This is a genomic window from Paracoccus sp. (in: a-proteobacteria), assembly GCF_047605025.1.
In the GTDB taxonomy this organism is placed as follows: Bacteria; Pseudomonadota; Alphaproteobacteria; order Rhodobacterales; family Rhodobacteraceae; genus Paracoccus.
The window spans coordinates 15,389-31,821 of record NZ_JASGGO010000010.1 but is presented as its reverse complement, the minus strand read 5'-3'; the positions used below and the strand labels follow the sequence as shown (position 1 = coordinate 31,821).

General features: G+C 66.5%; 15 protein-coding genes. 11 read left to right on the top strand and 4 right to left on the bottom strand.

The genetic code is table 11. The features are described from left to right. Positions 1-68 precede the first annotated feature (68 nt). The 5 genes from QM682_RS07600 (at position 69) to QM682_RS07580 (ending at position 5,119) form a co-directional block, all read left to right on the top strand. Positions 69-926, top strand: a complete 858-nt coding sequence (locus tag QM682_RS07600) for an ABC transporter ATP-binding protein (RefSeq protein ID WP_415128381.1) — start codon at positions 69-71, stop codon at positions 924-926. Then, complete coding sequence (locus QM682_RS07595; protein WP_415128379.1) at positions 926-1,636, top strand: ABC transporter ATP-binding protein; 711 nt, start codon at positions 926-928, stop codon at positions 1,634-1,636. The genes QM682_RS07600 and QM682_RS07595 overlap by 1 nt, the downstream gene beginning before the upstream one ends. Before the next feature lies 1 nt (position 1,637). Beyond that, complete coding sequence (locus QM682_RS07590) at positions 1,638-2,639, top strand: branched-chain amino acid ABC transporter permease (protein WP_415128377.1); 1,002 nt, start codon at positions 1,638-1,640, stop codon at positions 2,637-2,639. Between the two features lie 12 nt (positions 2,640-2,651). After that, positions 2,652-3,992, top strand: coding sequence for a branched-chain amino acid ABC transporter permease (locus QM682_RS07585; RefSeq protein WP_415128375.1), 1,341 nt, complete (start codon positions 2,652-2,654; stop codon positions 3,990-3,992). Positions 3,993-4,201: 209 nt separating this feature from the next. Then, entirely contained in the window at positions 4,202-5,119 is a 918-nt protein-coding gene (locus QM682_RS07580; protein ID WP_415128373.1) for a transposase, read from the top strand. Positions 5,120-5,369: 250 nt separating this feature from the next. Here QM682_RS07580 and purN read toward each other — a convergent pair whose 3' ends face one another. Next, complete coding sequence (purN, locus tag QM682_RS07575) at positions 5,370-5,942, bottom strand: phosphoribosylglycinamide formyltransferase (RefSeq protein WP_415128371.1); 573 nt, start codon at positions 5,940-5,942, stop codon at positions 5,370-5,372. Between the two features lie 11 nt (positions 5,943-5,953). Continuing rightward, positions 5,954-7,000, bottom strand: coding sequence for a phosphoribosylformylglycinamidine cyclo-ligase (gene purM, locus QM682_RS07570; protein WP_415128369.1), 1,047 nt, complete (start codon positions 6,998-7,000; stop codon positions 5,954-5,956). Positions 7,001-7,185: 185 nt separating this feature from the next. Between purM and QM682_RS07565 the strand changes: the two genes are divergently transcribed. After that, a complete protein-coding gene (locus QM682_RS07565) occupies positions 7,186-8,802 on the top strand; it encodes an SARP family transcriptional regulator (RefSeq protein ID WP_415128367.1) in 1,617 nt (538 codons plus the stop codon). Positions 8,803-8,811: 9 nt separating this feature from the next. Here the strand turns inward: QM682_RS07565 and QM682_RS07560 are convergent, their stop codons facing one another. Both QM682_RS07560 and bhcR read right to left on the bottom strand, forming a co-directional pair. After that, on the bottom strand, positions 8,812-9,264 hold the full coding sequence (locus tag QM682_RS07560) for a pentapeptide repeat-containing protein (protein ID WP_415128365.1): 453 nt from the start codon (positions 9,262-9,264) through the stop codon (positions 8,812-8,814). Between the two features lie 334 nt (positions 9,265-9,598). Continuing rightward, the gene (bhcR, locus tag QM682_RS07555; protein WP_415128363.1) at positions 9,599-10,423 is read right to left on the bottom strand and encodes an HTH-type transcriptional regulator BhcR; all 825 of its coding nucleotides are present in this window, start codon (positions 10,421-10,423) and stop codon (positions 9,599-9,601) included. 185 nt (positions 10,424-10,608) lie between these two features. On the opposite strand from bhcR, the gene bhcA reads away from it, so the two are divergent. The 5 genes from bhcA to QM682_RS07530 are packed head-to-tail and all read left to right on the top strand — an operon-like array spanning position 10,609 to position 16,423. Further along, a complete protein-coding gene (gene bhcA / locus QM682_RS07550) occupies positions 10,609-11,799 on the top strand; it encodes an L-aspartate--glyoxylate aminotransferase BhcA (protein ID WP_415128361.1) in 1,191 nt (396 codons plus the stop codon). Next, positions 11,796-12,758, top strand: a complete 963-nt coding sequence (gene bhcB / locus QM682_RS07545) for a beta-hydroxyaspartate dehydratase BhcB (RefSeq protein WP_415128359.1) — start codon at positions 11,796-11,798, stop codon at positions 12,756-12,758. Before bhcA ends, bhcB begins: the two co-directional genes overlap by 4 nt. Before the next feature lie 11 nt (positions 12,759-12,769). Continuing rightward, positions 12,770-13,933, top strand: a complete 1,164-nt coding sequence (bhcC, locus tag QM682_RS07540) for a 3-hydroxy-D-aspartate aldolase BhcC (protein ID WP_415128357.1) — start codon at positions 12,770-12,772, stop codon at positions 13,931-13,933. Then, positions 13,933-14,895 carry an iminosuccinate reductase BhcD gene (gene bhcD, locus QM682_RS07535; RefSeq protein WP_415128355.1) on the top strand — a complete coding sequence of 321 codons (963 nt, stop codon included), beginning with the start codon at positions 13,933-13,935 and terminating at the stop codon, positions 14,893-14,895. The genes bhcC and bhcD overlap by 1 nt, the downstream gene beginning before the upstream one ends. Positions 14,896-14,941: 46 nt before the next feature. Continuing rightward, entirely contained in the window at positions 14,942-16,423 is a 1,482-nt protein-coding gene (locus QM682_RS07530; protein WP_415128353.1) for a nucleobase:cation symporter-2 family protein, read from the top strand. Positions 16,424-16,433 lie beyond the last annotated feature (10 nt).

The window sequence follows — 16,433 nt, the reverse complement described above, 5'->3', positions numbered from 1 at the left end:
CTTTTTCATAACAATAATATCCGCTTGGCGGAAAATATTCGCGTATCTCGCGAAGTCCGGGGAGAGATATGATCCAGGTCCAGGACCTGCACCGACATTTCGGAGGGTTTCGCGCGGTGGATGGTGCCAGCATCACCATCGAAACCGGCTCGATCACCGGGTTGATCGGTCCGAACGGCGCAGGGAAATCAACACTTTTCAATGTTATAGCCGGGGTTCTTCAACCCACTTCGGGCCATGTCGTCATGGATGGCGAGGATATCACCGGCCTGCCTCCGCACATGCTGTTCCGCAAGGGGCTGCTGCGCACCTTCCAGCTTGCGCATGAATTCTCTTCGATGACGGTGCGCGAGAACCTGATGATGGTGCCGGGCGGCCAGACGGGCGAGACGCTTGCGAATGCCTGGCTGAAGCGCGGCCGCATCCGCGACGAAGAGCGCGCTCTGCGCCGTAAGGCCGACGAGGTGCTGGAATTCCTGACCATCAGCCATGTCGCGGATGAAAAGGCCGGCAATCTCTCGGGCGGGCAGAAGAAGCTTCTGGAACTGGGCCGGACGATGATGGTGGACGCCAAGATCGTCTTTCTGGACGAGGTGGGCGCGGGTGTGAACCGCACCCTTCTGGGCACCATCGGCGATGCCATCGTGCGGCTGAACCGCGAGCGTGGCTATACTTTCTGCGTGATCGAGCATGACATGGATTTCATCGGCCGCCTTTGCGATCCGGTGATCGTCATGGCGGCGGGCAAAGTCCTGGCCCAGGGCAGCGCCTCCAGCATCATGCAGGACGAGGCGGTGATCGAGGCGTATCTGGGCCGGGGCCTGAAGAACAAGGTCGCCGCCGAGGAGCGGCTGGAAACCGCGCGGGACGAAAGCCATGGCGCTCAGCCGGGGCTTGGCGCGGAAGCCGGAAAGGAGCCGCGCTGATGGCCCAGCCCTATCTTTCCGCGACCGCCATGCGCGGCGGCTATGGCAAGGCCGATATCCTGAACGGCTGCACCCTGACCGTCGATCCCGGCCAGATCGCGGTGATCGTCGGCCCGAACGGCGCCGGAAAATCCACCGCGATGAAGGCCGTCTTCGGCATGCTGACCCTGCGCGAGGGCGCCGTCCTTCTGGGCGGAGAGGACATCACCGCCCTGACGCCCCAGCAGCGCGTCCACAAGGGCATGGGCTTCGTGCCCCAGACGCATAACATCTTCCCGACCATGACGGTCGAGGAGAACCTGGAGATGGGCGCCTATATCCGCGACGATGACTATCGCGACACCCTCGCCCAGGTCTACGAGCTTTTTCCCGCCGTCGCCGACAAGCGCCGCCAGAACGCGGGCGAATTGTCGGGCGGCCAGCGCCAGCAGGTGGCCGTGGGCCGCGCGCTGATGACCAAGCCGCGCCTGCTGATGCTGGACGAGCCGACCGCCGGCGTCAGCCCCATCGTCATGGACGAACTTTTCGACCGCATCATCGAGGTCGCCCGCACCGGGATTTCGATCCTGATGGTCGAGCAGAACGCCCGCCAGGCCCTTGAGATCGCGGATATCGGCTATGTGCTGGTCCAGGGCGCGAACCGCTATACCGACACCGGCAAGGCCCTGATGGCCGACCCCGAGGTCCGCCGCACTTTCCTGGGGGGCTGAGATGGACATTCTGAACGCCCTGGTGGCCATCCTGAACTTCGTCGTCATCCCCGCCGCCTCTTACGGCGCGCAGCTTGCGCTGGGGGCTCTGGGGGTGACGCTGATCTATGGCATCCTGCGCTTTTCCAACTTCGCCCATGGCGACACCATGGCCTTCGGGACCGGGCTGGTGATCCTGGTGACCTGGGGGCTGCAAGCCCTTGGGATCGGCCTTGGCCCGCTGCCGACCGCGCTGCTGTCCCTGCCCCTGGGCATCGCGCTTTGCGCCGCCTTCGTGCTGGGCACGGACCGGGTGGTCTATCGCTTTTACCGGCGAAAGCGATCGGCCTCGATCATCCTGGTCATGGCCTCGGTCGGGGTCATGTTCATCATGAACGGCCTGACCCGGCTGATGATCGGCGTGGATGAGATCCGCTTCGACGACGGGGCGCGCTTTCTGATCTCGGTCCAGCAGTTCCGGGCCTGGACCGGGCTGACCGAGGGGCTGGCGCTGCGCGTCAGCCAGGCGCTGACCCTGGCGATCACCGCGCTGGCCTGCTGGGCGCTGTTTCGCTTCCTGGGCCGCTCGCGCGCGGGCAAGGCCATGCGCGCCTATGCCGACAACGAGGATCTGGCGCTGCTGTCGGGCATCGACCCCGAACGCGTGGTGCGCCTGACCTGGATCATCGCCACCGCGCTGGCGGTCACGGCGGGGACGCTTTACGGGCTGGACAAGTCCTTCAAGGCGTTCAACTATTTCCAGATCCTGCTGCCGATCTTCGCCGCCGCCATCGTGGGGGGCCTCGGCAATCCGCTGGGCGCCGTCGCCGGGGGCTTCATCGTCGCCTTCTCGGAGGTCGCGGTGACCTATCCCTGGAAGAAGATCGCGACCTATCTGGGCTTTCAGCCCGAGGGGCTGCTGCAACTGCTGTCCACCGAATACAAATTCGCGGTCAGCTTCGTGATCCTGATCGTCGTCCTGCTGTTCAGGCCCACGGGCCTGTTGCGCGGCAAAGCCTATTGAGGGGGGCGCAAGATGTCGAATAACCGTCAAGCCGAGGCCGGCAGCCGCTGGCGCGCGCCCCTGATCCTGCTGCTGGTCGCGGCGCTTTTCGTGCTGGAGGGGACGACCCGGAACGTCCTGTTCTCGGGCAGTTGGAACTCGGCGCTGGCGATCCTGAACATGGGGCTGATCTCGGCCGTCATGGCGCTGGGGGTCAATATGCAATGGGGCTATGCTGGGCTGTTCAACACCGGCGTGGTGGGCTTTCTGGCCATGGGCGCGCTGGGGCCGGTGCTGGTCGCGACCGCGCCGGTGCCGGGCGCCTGGGCCGCCGGGGGGCCGCGCGTGCTTCTGGCCCTGGCGGTGGGCTTGGGCACGCTGGCCTTGGCCGTGCTGGCCTGGCGGCGGGTGGCGAGACCGCTGCGGATCGCCGCCTTGATCGCGGTCCTGGTGCTGGGCTTCGTGCTTTATCGCGGCCTGTTCGATCCGGCGGTGATGGCGATCGAGGCCAATAATGCCGCCTCGGCCGGCAATATCGGCGGGCTCGGCTGGCCGGTGCTGCTGTCCTGGCCGGTGGGCGCGGCCTTCGCCGCCGTCGCTGCCTGGGGCGTGGGCAAGGTCGCGCTGGGGCTGCGCTCGGACTATCTGGCCATCGCGACGCTGGGCATCGGCGAGATCATCGTGGCGGTTCTACGCAACGAGGAATGGCTGGCGCGGGGCGTCAAGAACATGTCCGGAATCCCGCGCCCCGTGCCCTATGAGCTGGACCTGCAAGGCGACCCCGCTTTCGTCGCCCGCGCCGCCGCCTGGGGGATGGACGTCGCCACCGCCTCGGGGATCTGGGTCAAGCTGCTTTACGCGGGCCTGTTCGGCGGCGTGCTGCTGGCGCTGATCCTGCTGGCCGAACTGGCGCTGAGATCGCCCTGGGGCCGGATGATGCGCGCGATCCGCGACAACGAGACCGCCGCCGCGGCCATGGGCAAGGACGTGACCGGCCGGCATTTGCAGATCTTCGTGATCGGCTCGGCGGTGATCGGACTTGCGGGCGCGATGATGGTGACGCAGGACGGGCTTTTGTCGCCGGGGGGCTTCAACCCCCTGCGCTACACCTTCCTGATCTGGGTGATGGTGATCGTCGGCGGCTCGGGCAACAATTGGGGGGCGGTGCTGGGCGCGGTGCTGATCTGGTTCCTGTGGATCAAGGCCGAGGTCTGGGGGCCGGCCTTCATGCACCTGATCACCCTGCCCCTGCCCGAGGGCGGGCTGAAATCCCAGCTTCTGGGTGGCGCGCCGCATATGCGCTTTGTCGCCATGGGGGTGGTGCTGCTTTTGGTGCTGCGCTTCGCGCCGCGTGGGCTGGTGCCGGAGAGGTGAGGCATGGGGGGCTTCCCCATATGCGCTCACTCAATGGGTAGACGGGCGGCATCTGTCCGTGATTCATAAGGTGGATACGAACGACTGCTTCCATCGATCCTGACTGGTCCGCCCTGCTGTCGAAGCTGGAGCGGGTCATTGATCTCGGCGCAACTGCGCGCACGTCCAAGGCGCTTGTGCGGCGGCGCGGGGTTGGTGACGCCGAGACCTTGCTGCGGCTGGCATTGGGGTTATGGACCCGGCGGCATGAGCTTGCGCTCCGCGGCGGCCTGGGCTGGCCTGAACGGCGTGGCGGCGATTTCCGATGTGGCGCTCTTGAAGCGATTGCGCGGATCGGCCGACTGGCTGGGGGACATCGCCGGCGCGTTGTTGCGCAAGGCTTCGGATCCGGGAAGTGCCGCAGTTCGCGCCGCCTGCGTATCGTCGACGGCAGTTCCATCTCGCGGCCCGGCAGTGCGGGCACGGATTTTCGGCTTCATGCGGCATATGAGCCGGCACTTGCCCGCTTCACGCATCTGGAATTCACCGATGTCCACGGTGGCGAAAGTTTCTCGCGCATCCCCATCGTTCCGGGCGACATCGTTCTTGGTGATCGCGCTTATGCCCGCGCTCCGGCGCTCCATGAGGTCGTGTCCGCCGGGGCGGACTTCATCGTGCGGATGGCCTGGTCCAATGTCAGGCTCACCTCGCTCGATGGCCGGTTGATAGACTGGAATGCGATTTACGGCACGATGATGCCCGGTGACGTTTGCGAGCACGAGGTGCTGGTCGAGTATTCCGGCCCCGGTTGCCGACAGCGAGGCAAGTCGATGCATCCATTGACGGTTGCGACGTCGGGCTTTCTTCTGCTGTTGACGTTGATACCGGCCAGCGAAATAACCGCCGAGGATGTCTGGAAAACCTATCGGCTGCGCTGGCAGGTCGAGATCGCCTTCAAGCGCCTGAAAAGCGGCCTGGGCATCCACAAGCTGCCAGCCAGGGACGAGCGCCTTTCGCGAAGCTGGCTCATGGCACATCTGATCGTGGCGCTGTTGATCGACGAGGCCGTCTCGGAAGTCCTCGACTCTCCCCCCTGCGAAGACGACATCCCATGCGTTCGGGTCATTGTCGCTGTGGAGGCTGCATAGCCTGCTGAGGCATGCGATCCTCTCTGCGATACTGACGGTGCGGGCGGTGAAGAAAACCTCCAGGCACCTTGCCGCCGTCATGCGCCATATCTGCGATCCGCCGAGACGGCGGAAAAGCCAGGCAAACGCCGCCAGAAACCCCACAAGCCTTTAAGTTAAAGCGTATGGGGGAATCCCCCCCCGGGGGATATTTGGGCAAGAAAGAAAGCAGGCGGCCACCGCGCCCTTTTTCATGTGGTGGCGAGAGGGATCAGATCGCGTTTTCGGCGAAGTGGCGCAGGACCTCGGGATAGAGGCGGTGTTCTTGGGTGAGGACGCGGGCGGCGAGGCTTTCCGCCGTGTCATCGGGCAGGATAGGCACGCGGGCCTGGCCCAGGATCGGGCCTGCATCGAGTTCGGGCGTCACCAGATGGACCGAGGCGCCCGCCTCGGCATCGCCGGCCTCGATGGCGCGCCGATGCGTGTGCAGGCCCGGATATTTCGGCAGCAGCGAGGGGTGGATATTCAGCATCCTGCCCTTGAATGCCTGCACGAAATCCGGGGTCAGGATCCGCATGAAGCCCGCCAGGCAGAGGATGTCGGGCCGGGCGTCCAGGATCGGGCGGATCAGCGCGGCCTCGAAGGCGGCGCGGTCGCCCTTATAGGCGCGGTGATCGACGGCGAAGGTCGGCACGCCCAGGGCGGCGGCGCGCGCCAGACCCCCCGCCTGGGGGTCATTCGATCCGACCAGGACCGCGCGCGCCGGATGCTCGCCGGTCATCGATTCCACCAGCTTGACCATGTTCGAGCCACCGCCCGAGATCAGGATCGCGACGCGTTTCACCGCAGCTTGTTTCACCGCAGCTTGCCGCTGTAGCGCACGCCCTCGCCCGGCGTGACATGGCCCAGGCGGCTGACGGTTTCGCCCTGTTCGCGCAGGATCGCCTCAAGCGTCTCGGCCCGGTCGGGGGCGACGGCCAGGATCATGCCGATGCCGGAGTTGAAGGTCTTCAGCATCTCGGCCTCGGCAATGCCGCCGGCCTGGGCCAGCCAGTCGAAGACCGCCGGCAGGGTGAAGCTGTCGAGGTCGACTTCCGCGCCAAGGCCCTTCGGCAGCACGCGCGGCAGGTTCTCGGTGATGCCGCCGCCGGTGATATGGGCCGCCGCATGCACCCCCCCCGCGCGGATCGCGGCCAGGACCGGCTTGACGTAGAGCCGCGTCGGCACCAGCAGCGCCTGGCCCAGCGTGCCGGTCCCGAAGGGCGAGGCCGCGTCCCAATCGAGGCCCGCATGCTCGGCCACCTTGCGCACCAGGGAAAATCCGTTGGAATGCACGCCGTCCGAGGCAAGCCCCAGCAGCACGTCGCCATCCGCGACGCCCGAGGGCAGCGCGGTCCCCCGCTCCATCGCGCCGACGGCAAAGCCCGCCAGATCGAAATCGCCCTTGGCATACATGCCCGGCATCTCGGCCGTTTCGCCGCCGATCAGCGCGCAGCCAGAACGGCGACAGCCCTCGGCGATGCCGGCGATCACCCTGGCGGCTTCATCGACGGAGAGCTTTCCCGTGGCGAAGTAGTCGAGGAAGAAAAGCGGCTCGGCGCCCTGGCAGACCAGGTCGTTCACGCACATCGCGACGAGGTCGATGCCGAGGCCGTCGAGTTCGCCGGTATCGATGCCGATGCGCAGCTTGGTGCCCACGCCATCCGTCGCGGCAACCAGGACCGGATCCTGGTAGCCTGCCGCGCGCGGATCGAAAAGCGCGCCGAAGCCGCCCAGCCCGTCCATCACTCCGGGGCGGCTGGTCGCGGCGGCGGCGGGCTTGATGCGTTCAACCAGCGCATTGCCGGCGTCGATATCCACCCCGGCCTCGGCATAGGACAGTCCAGGTTTGCGCTCGGTCATCTTCGGTCCCCTTTGCTTTGCGCCCCGATAGCGCAGGCGGGCCGCGCAGGCAATCCGGCGCGACCGCGAAAGCAGGTATGCCGCGCGCCGCGCCGATGCGCCGTCCGACGCCGAAGCGGGATTTATCGAAACATGCCGCATATTTAGGTTAATATGTCCAGAATAAGCCAGAATGGCGAATCACGATGATAGCGACCTTGACCTTGATGGGATCGGTCCGCCTGCGCGGCACGGCTTCGCAGGATCTGACCCCGAGAAGCCAGAAAAGCCGGGGCGCGCTGGCGATCCTGGGCACCGCGCCCGATCTGCGCATGACCCGCGCCCGGCTTCAGGATCTGCTGTGGAGCGACCGGGGCCAGCAGCAGGGCTCGGACAGCCTGCGCCAGATGCTGCGCGAATTGCGCGCCAGCCTGGGCTCCGAGGCCGGGCTGGTGCTGTCGGGGGTGGGCTGGATCGGGCTGGACCCCGACCGGGTGCGCATCGACCTGTCGCCGGTCTATGACGCGGGCGGCGTGGCGATGGATTTCGCCAGCGATCTGGACATCCCCGATCCCGAATTCGAATCCTGGCTGCGCGACATGCGCCTGCGGCTGGCGCCGGATCAGGACGGTCCGGTGCGCGGCATGGCGCAGCCTCTTTTCACCACGGCACCCCCTGCCGGCCAGCCCTTCGCCAGGCAGCCCTTTGCCGCCGCCGCACCGCGCTATGTGGTCAGCCTGGAGGGCGTCGAGGCGGGCGCGCGCCATGCCCGCATCCTGGGCCGCATGGTTCTGGCCGAGGCTGCCGCCCGCGCCTGCGAGATGATCCCCGCCACCTTGGCCGAGCATCTGCCCGCGACCGAGAGGCCCTTGCGGGCGCAGGCGGGCGCGCGGCTTTCGGCGTTGTGCCACGGCGACGGGTGCGACCTGACGCTGATGGTGATGATGCGCGACCTGGCCAGCGGCGCGCAGATCTGGGCGTATCGCTGCATTATCCGCGCGCAGGACGAAAAGACCACCATGCGCCAGGCCACCGCCCAGATCACGGTGGCGCTGCTGGACCGGGCGCGGCGCACCGCCTCGCCGCATTGGGCCGGTTTTCCGATCTGGGACGTGTTCAGCCATTCGGCGGCCCGGCTGCGATCGGCCGATGCCGCGCTGGCGCGGTTCCAGGGCGGCGCCGAGGCCGCGGTGGCGATGGCGCTGCGCTCGTATCTGCGCGGCACCCTGGTGACCGAGCGGCTGACCTCGGACCCCGCTGCCTGCCAGGCCGAGGCCGAGGACCTGGTGCGCCAGGCGCTGGAACTGGCGCCGACAAGCCCGATCGTGCTGGCGGCCGCTTCGCTGACGGCCGCCTGGCGGCACGACCCGGAAGGGGCGCTGATGCTGGCCCATGCGGCCGAGCGCAAGGACCCCGATCACGAGATGGCCTGCCATGCGCTTTCCCTGGCGCTAAGCGATCTGGGCCGCAATCACGAGGCGCTGGAACTGGCCGACCGGGGCGCGCATGGCGCGCTGGCCGACCTGGGGCCGGCCTGCTGGATGATGCGGCGCGCGCTGGTGCTGGTGCGGCTGGGCCGTTTCAGCGATGCCGAGAACAACGCCGCCGCGGCCTATGCCTTCGCGCCGGACAACCGCCCCTCGCTGCGCTATCTGGCGGCGCTGCGCTTTCATCGCGGCGATGTCGAGGGCGCGGCGGATGCGCTGCGGCGGTTGCGCCTGATCGAGCCGGATTTCTCGTTGGAACTGATGGCGCATCCCGATTATCCCGTGCGGCCCCTGCGCCGCGCGGGGCTGATGGGGCTGCTGGATTCGAGGCTGTGACCGGGCCGCTTAGTTCAGCATCGCGATGCCGTTGCCTGTCCACGAGGCAGGTGGCGCGCCGATGGCCAAAGCACGCTGCATCACGTCCAGCGCGCCATTGTCCAGTTCCGCCCCCAGAAGATTCGCCGCCTGCATCTGCGCGCCGGTCAGGTCGGCATCGCGCATCCGCGCGCCCCGCAGATCCGCGCCGTCCAGCATCGCAAGGCCCAGCCGGGCGCGACACAGGTTCGCGCCGCAGAACCGGGCGCCCCGCGCGCGGACCGACCACAGGCAAGCCCCAGCAAGCTCGGCTCCGGTCAGGTCCGCCCCGGTCAGGTCCGCATAGCTGAGATCGGCGCCCGAGAGCGTCAGCCCCGAAAGGTCCAGCCCGGAAAGATCGGCCCCGCTAAGCCGCAAAACGCCGCAAAGCGCGATATGGCGCAGAATCCGGTTGCGTCGATATTCGGTTTCGGACTGTCCCAATGCGGCCTCCTGCCCTTTGCGGCCTGGATCCTATGTGTAAACGGCAAATGTCCGGGGACGGCTGCCTCCGCCCCCGGACTACCGGATGCCGTCTTCCAGGTCAGGCAACATCCAGCAAAGGTGCAAGCCGCCTTCGGCGACCCGGCCCCGAAAGCCGCAACGGCCTTCGAGCCCCGGACAGGATCCACCACCCATGGATCTCGATCAGGGTTCTGCCAGGTTAGGTTGACCCAGGAACGTGAAATCAGCGTGAATCTTCTAATGGTTGTTTAATGGCATATTAATCAATAAATTTCATCTATAGATTGTGTAAATTTCCCCACCGCCCAGTCTTTCAGACAGAATCGGGCATGGGAGACATGCCAAAGGATAGTTCGCGCCCCGCCGCGACCACCGCCTGGGCAATCGCCTCGATCCGGGCATCCTTCATCCGATGGGTCGGCCCCGAAACCGATATCCCGGCCGCGACCTCTCCGCTTTGGTCGAAGATCGGGGCGGCGATGCAGCGCATGCCCTCGGTGCGTTCTTCATTGTCCAGCGCATAGCCCCGCGCGCGGATGCGGGCCAGATCCTGGACCAGCAGATCCGGCTCGGTCAGTGTCGCCGGGGTGAACCGCTCAAGCCGCAGGCCCCGGATCATCCGCCGCAGATCCTCGGGGCGGACATGGGCCAGCACCGCCTTGCCGATACCCGAGGCATGCAGCGGCGAACGCGTGCCGGGCGGGAAAAAGGCGCGGATCGTCTCATGCGTTTCGGCCTGGCTGAGAAACAGCACCGCCGGGCCGTTCGGAATGCCCAGATTGGCGGTTTCGCCGGTCATCTCCATCAGGCGGCGCAGCACCGGGCGCGCCCGCTCGACCAGGCCCGAGCGGCGCATGAAGGCCGAACCCAGCCGAAAGGCGGTCGCACCGACATGCCAGGTCTGACCCGTGCCTTCGGTTTCCGCCATGCCGCGTGCCGATAGCGTGACCAGCACCCGATGCACCGTCGAAGGTGCCAGTTCCAGCCGCTGCGCGATCTCGGTCAGGGTCAGCCCGCCACCCGATGCGATCACGTCCAGCACATCCAGCGCCCTATCCAGGGCGCGCACCCCGCCATTGTCCTCGACCTCATCCCGGCGACCGCGTGGGCGGCCGCGCTTACGCGGTTCAGTCGACATTCAATGAATCCTTTCGACAGATACAATATACGCTAAAGAATCTACATTCTGCTATGGAAAACGGCAACGATTTGATCTTGGGCAGCAATATTGAATTTTTCCGCAGTTGCGAAATGTTTTTCAGAAAAATTGTCGCGATAGGCCGGCGCGCCTAGGCTGATCCACAACCCAAAGGAGGAAGCCGCATGACCAGCCAGAACCCGATCTTCATTCCCGGTCCGACGAATATCCCCGAGCAATTGCGCAAGGCCGTCGACATGCCCACGATCGACCACCGCTCGCCGGTGTTCGGGCGGATGCTGCATCCTGCGCTGGAGGGGGTGAAGAAGGTCCTGAAAACCGAAAAGGCGCAGGTCTTCCTGTTCCCCTCGACCGGGACCGGCGGCTGGGAAACGGCGATCAGCAATACGCTGTCGCCCGGCGACAAGGTGCTGGCCGCGCGCAACGGCATGTTCAGCCACCGCTGGATCGACATGTGCCGGCGCCACGGGCTGGACGTGCAATTCGTCGAGACGCCCTGGGGCGAGGGTATCCCCGCCGACCGCTTCGAGGAGATCCTGACCGCCGACAAGGGCCATCGGATCAAGGTCGTCCTGGCCACGCATAACGAGACCGCGACCGGCGTGAAATCCGACATCGCCGCCGTCCGCCGCGCACTGGACGCGGCCGCGCACCCGGCGCTGCTGTTCGTCGATGGCGTCAGTTCCATCGGCTCGATGGATTTCCGCATGGACGAATGGGGCGTCGACATCGCCGTCACCGGCAGTCAAAAGGGCTTCATGCTGCCGCCGGGCCTGGCGATCCTGGGCTTTTCGCCCAAGGCCATGGCGGCGGTGGAAACCGCCCACCTGCCGCGCACCTTCTTCGACATCCGCGACATGGCCACCGGCTATGCCCGCAACGGCTATCCCTATACCCCGCCGGTCGGGCTGATCAACGGGCTGAACGTCGCCTGCGACCGGCTGCTGGCCGAGGGGCTTGAAAACGTCTTTGCCCGCCATCGCCGCATCGCGGGCGGCGTGCGCGCCGCCGTCGATGCCTGGGGGCTGATGCTATGCGCCGCCCGCCCCGAGCTTTACTCGGACAGCGTCAGCGCCATCCGCGTGCCCGAGGGCTTCGACGCCAACCGTATCGTCAGCCACGCGTTGGAAACCTATGACATGGCCTTCGGCACCGGCCTGGGCGAGGTCGCGGGCAAGGTGTTCCGCATCGGCCATCTGGGCAGCCTGACCGATGCCATGGCGCTGTCGGGAATCGCGGTCGCGGAAATGACCATGGCCGATCTGGGCCTGCCGGTCCGGCTTGGCTCGGGCGTGGCCGCCGCGCAGGAGCATTATCGCCGATCCACCGGGGCGGCGCTGGAAAAGGCCGCATGATGGATAAGGCGATGCACATCCCGACCTATCAGGACATGCTGGACGCGCATGCGCGCATCAAGCCGTATATCCGGCGCACCGAGGTCCGCATCTCGGACTATCTGAACGAGTTGACCGGCGCGCGGCTGTTCTTCAAATGCGAGAACTTCCAGGAGCCGGGGGCCTTCAAGGTCCGCGGCGCCACGAACGCGGTCTTTGGCCTGACCGACGAACAGGCCGCGAAAGGCGTCGCCACGCACAGTTCGGGCAACCATGCCTCGTGCCTCAGCTATGCCGCCATGCTGCGCGGCATCCCCTGCAACGTCGTCATGCCCCGCACCGCGCCGCAGGCGAAAAAGGATACCGTGCGGCGCTATGGCGGGGTGATCACCGAATGCGAGCCCTCGACCAGTTCCCGCGAAGAGACCTTCGCCAGGGTGCAGGCCGCGACGGGCGGCGATTTCGTCCATCCCTATAACGACCCGCGCGTGATCGCGGGGCAAGGCACCTGCGCCCGCGAGCTCATGGAACAGACCGACGGCCTGGACGCGGTGGTCGCGCCCATCGGCGGCGGCGGCATGATCTCGGGCACCTGCCTGACGCTGGCCACGCTGGCGCCCGAGGTCAAGGTGATCGCCGCCGAGCCCGAACAGGCCGACGACGCCTATCGCAGCTTCAAGGCCGGCCATATCATCGCCGACGACGCCCCCAAGACCATCGCCGACGGGCTGCTGGTGCCGCTGAAGGATCTGACCTGGCATTTCGTGGAAAACCATGTGGCCGAGATCTATACCGCCTCGGACGCCGAAATCGTCGATGCGATGAAGCTGATCTGGAAGCACCTGCGCATCGTGATGGAGCCCAGCAGCGCCGTGCCGCTGGCCACCATCCTGAAGAACCCCGAAGCCTTCGCCGGCAAGCGCGTCGGCATCATCATCACCGGCGGCAATGTCGATCTCGACAAGCTGCCCTGGATCTGAGGAGCATTCCCATGAACGTGAAAGCGGATTTCGCCGGCTATGAGGTCGGCTACGACATCCCCGCCCTGCCCGGCATGGACGAGGCCGATATACAGACGCCTTGCCTGATCCTTGATCTGGACGCGCTGGAACGCAACATCAGGAAGATGGGCGATTACGCCAAAGCGCATGGGATGCGCCACCGCAGCCACGGCAAGATGCACAAATCCGTGGACGTGCAGAAATTGCAGGAAAGCCTTGGCGACGCGGTCGGCGTCTGCTGCCAGAAAGTGTCCGAGGCCGAGGTCTTTGCCCGTGGCGGCATCAAGGACATCCTGGTCAGCAATCAGGTCCGCGACGCGGCCAAGATCGACCGCCTGGCCCGGATGCCCAAGCTGGGCGCGACCGTGACCGTCTGCGTCGATGACGTGGCGAACGTGGCCGACCTGTCGGCCGCCGCGCAAAAGCACGGCACCACCCTGGGCGTTTTCGTGGAGATCGACTGCGGCGCCGGCCGCTGCGGCGTCAAGACCACCCCCGAGGTGCTGGAGATCGCCCGCGCCGTCGCGGCTGCCCCCGGCCTGACCTTCAAAGGCATCCAGGCCTATCAGGGCGCCATGCAGCACATGGACAGCTATCAGGACCGCAAGGCCAAGCTGGACGCCGCCATCGCCCAGGTGTCGGAAGCCGTCGAGGCGCTGAAGGCCGAGGGGCTCACGCCCGAATTCGTCTCGGGCGGCGGCACGGGGTCGTATTATTTCGAAAGCAATTCTGGCGTTTACAACGAATTGCAATGCGGGTCCTATGCCTTCATGGATGCCGATTATGGCCGCATCCGGGACCAGGACGGCAAGCGCATCGACGCCGGCGAATGGGAAAACGCGCTGTTCATCCTGACCTCGGTAATGAGCCACGCCAAGCCGCACCTGGCGGTGGTGGACGCGGGCCTCAAGGCGCAGTCGGTCGATTCGGGCCTGCCCTTCGTCCATGGCCGCGACGATGTGAAATACATCAAGTGCAGCGACGAACACGGCGTGGTCGAGGACAACGGCGGCGTGCTGAAGGTCAACGACAAGCTGCGGCTGGTGCCGGGCCATTGCGATCCGACCTGCAACGTCCACGACTGGTATGTCGGCGTCAGGAACGGCAAGGTCGAATCCGTCTGGCCGGTTTCGGCGCGCGGAAAGGGCTATTGATGCTGGTCGTTCCCGAGCGCGAGATCGCGGGGCTGATGACCCCAGAGGCGGCCCATGAGGCGGTCGAGGCGGTCTTTGCCGCCATGGCCTTGGGCCGGGCGCGCAACTTTCCGGTCGTGCGCGAGGCCCTGGGGCATGAGCAGGCGCTTTACGGCTTCAAGGGCGGCTTCGACGGTGTTGCTCTGACCTTGGGGCTGAAGGCCGGGGGCTATTGGCCCGACAACCACAAGCGCGGCCTGATCAACCATCAGTCCACGATCTTCCTGTTCGACGCCGATACCGGCCAGGTCGCGGCGGCGGTGGGCGGCAACCTTCTGACCGCGCTGCGCACGGCGGCGGCCTCGGCGGTCTCGATCAAGCATCTGGCACCGAAGGGCGCGAAGGTGCTTGGCATGATCGGCGCGGGCCATCAATCCGCCTTCCAGATGCGCGCCGCCGTCGCCGTCCACGGCTTTCAGCGTGTGATCGGCTGGAACCGCGATCCCGCCCGGCTTTCGCGTCTTGCCGAGGCGGCGGCAAAGCTTGGCCTGCCCTTCCAGGCGGTGGACCTGCCCACGCTGGGGGCCGAGGCGGATGTGATCATCTCGATCACCTCGGCCTTCTCGCCGCTGCTTCTGGACGGGCATGTCAGCGGCCCGACCCATATCGCGGCCATGGGCACCGACACACGCGGCAAGCAGGAGCTGGACCCCGCCCTGGTCGCCCGCGCCCGGCTTTTCACCGACGAGGTGGCGCAATCCGTCACCATCGGCGAATTCCAGCACGCCCTGGCGCAGGGGCTGATCGCAAGACAGGCGATCACCCAGCTTGGCGCCGTGGTGAACGGCAGCGATCCCGGACGCGGGGACGCGGAACTGACCATCTTCGACGGCACCGGGGTCGGCTTGCAGGATCTGGCCGTCGCCGCCGCCGTGCTGCGCCTGGCCCAGGAAAAAGGCATCGCCCGGCGCGTCGAGATCTGACGCGCCCCACAGAACGACAAGGACAGAACGACAAGGGAGGAGAACCATGTCGCAACTCGACAAGGGCCGGGCCATCGACCCGGTAGAGGAAATATTGCCGGCACCGCGCCTGCTCACGCTGGGCTTCCAGCATGTCCTGGTGATGTATGCCGGGGCCATTGCCGTGCCGCTGATCGTGGGCCGCGCCTTGCAGCTTGCGCCGCAGGACGTGGCCTTCCTGATTTCGGCGGATCTGTTCGTCTGCGGGCTGGTCTCGGTCATCCAGTCGCTGGGGGCGACGCAATGGTTCGGGATCAAGCTGCCGGTGATGATGGGCGTGACCTTCGCCGCCGTGGGGCCGATGGTCTCGATCGCGGCGGCCAATCCGGGCAACGAGGGCGCGCGGATGCTTTTCGGCGCGATCATCGCGGCGGGGGTGATCTCGATCTTCCTGGCGCCGCTGGTCAGCCGGCTGCTGCGCTTCTTTCCCAGCGTGGTGACGGGGACGGTGATCCTGGCCATCGGTGTCAGCCTGATGCCCATCGGGATCAACTGGATCTTCGGCCTGCCGGTGGGCGCGACCGCGCCGAAGCTGGTCGATCCGGCGGCGCAGGAATGGCTGAACGCGGCCATCGCCTCGGGCGCGGCGCCCCAGGGGGTGAAGCTGCTGCCGACCGTGCCGAACCCGGCTTATGCCTCGGGCAGGAACATCCTGATCGGGATCACGGTGCTGGCCGCGATCCTGCTTTTATCGCGCTTTGGCCGCGGCTTCGTCGCCAATATCGCGGTGCTGCTGGGCATCGTCGGCGGCGGCGTCCTGGCCGCCGCCATGGGGATGATGCATTTCGGCGCGGTCTCGGAGGCGGCCTGGTTCGCGCCGATCAAGCCCTTTCATTTCGGCATGCCGATCTTTGACCCGGTGATGATCGCCACCATGCTTCTGGTCATGTTCGTGACCATGGTGGAATCGACCGGCATGTTCCTGGCGCTGAGCGATATCTGCGGCCGCAGGATCACGCCGAAATCGCTGTCGGCCGGCCTGCGGGTCGATGGGCTGGGCACGGCGCTGGGCGGGCTGTTCAACACCTTCCCCTATACCTCGTTCAGCCAGAACGTGGGCCTTGTCGGCGTGACCGGCATCCGTTCGCGCTTCGTCTGCGTGGCAGGCGGTGCGATCATGATCGTGCTGGGCCTGATCCCCAAGATGGGGGCGCTGGTCGAAAGCCTGCCCACCACGGTGCTGGGCGGCGCGGGGCTGGTCATGTTCGGCATGGTCGCGGCCACCGGCATCCGCATCCTGTCCACGGTGAACTTCGCCGGGAACCGGCACAATCTTTTCGTGGTCGCCGTCTCGCTGGGGCTGGGGATGATCCCGATGATCGCGCCGGACTTCAACCAGTGGATGCCCCATGCGCTGCATCCGCTGATCCATTCGGGAATCCTGCTTGCAACCATCTCGGCAGTTCTGCTCAACTGGTTCTTCAACGGCGCGCCCCATGCGACCGAGGAAGATCTGCGCGCGGCCGGCCACGCGGCCGATGCCCATTGAAAGGCAAGCG

Bases quoted from the DNA above. Each gene is read 5' to 3' on its own strand.
- QM682_RS07600 (WP_415128381.1), top strand. From the start codon at position 69: ATGATCCAGGTCCAGGACCTGCACCGACATTTCGGAGGGTTTCGCGCG.
- QM682_RS07595 (WP_415128379.1), top strand. From the start codon at position 926: ATGGCCCAGCCCTATCTTTCCGCGACCGCCATGCGCGGCGGCTATGGC.
- QM682_RS07590 (WP_415128377.1), top strand. From the start codon at position 1,638: ATGGACATTCTGAACGCCCTGGTGGCCATCCTGAACTTCGTCGTCATC.
- QM682_RS07585 (WP_415128375.1), top strand. From the start codon at position 2,652: ATGTCGAATAACCGTCAAGCCGAGGCCGGCAGCCGCTGGCGCGCGCCC.
- purM (WP_415128369.1), bottom strand. From the start codon at position 7,000: ATGACCGAGCGCAAACCTGGACTGTCCTATGCCGAGGCCGGGGTGGAT.
- QM682_RS07565 (WP_415128367.1), top strand. From the start codon at position 7,186: ATGATAGCGACCTTGACCTTGATGGGATCGGTCCGCCTGCGCGGCACG.
- bhcR (WP_415128363.1), bottom strand. From the start codon at position 10,423: ATGTCGACTGAACCGCGTAAGCGCGGCCGCCCACGCGGTCGCCGGGAT.
- bhcA (WP_415128361.1), top strand. From the start codon at position 10,609: ATGACCAGCCAGAACCCGATCTTCATTCCCGGTCCGACGAATATCCCC.
- bhcB (WP_415128359.1), top strand. From the start codon at position 11,796: ATGATGGATAAGGCGATGCACATCCCGACCTATCAGGACATGCTGGAC.
- bhcC (WP_415128357.1), top strand. From the start codon at position 12,770: ATGAACGTGAAAGCGGATTTCGCCGGCTATGAGGTCGGCTACGACATC.
- bhcD (WP_415128355.1), top strand. From the start codon at position 13,933: ATGCTGGTCGTTCCCGAGCGCGAGATCGCGGGGCTGATGACCCCAGAG.
- QM682_RS07530 (WP_415128353.1), top strand. From the start codon at position 14,942: ATGTCGCAACTCGACAAGGGCCGGGCCATCGACCCGGTAGAGGAAATA.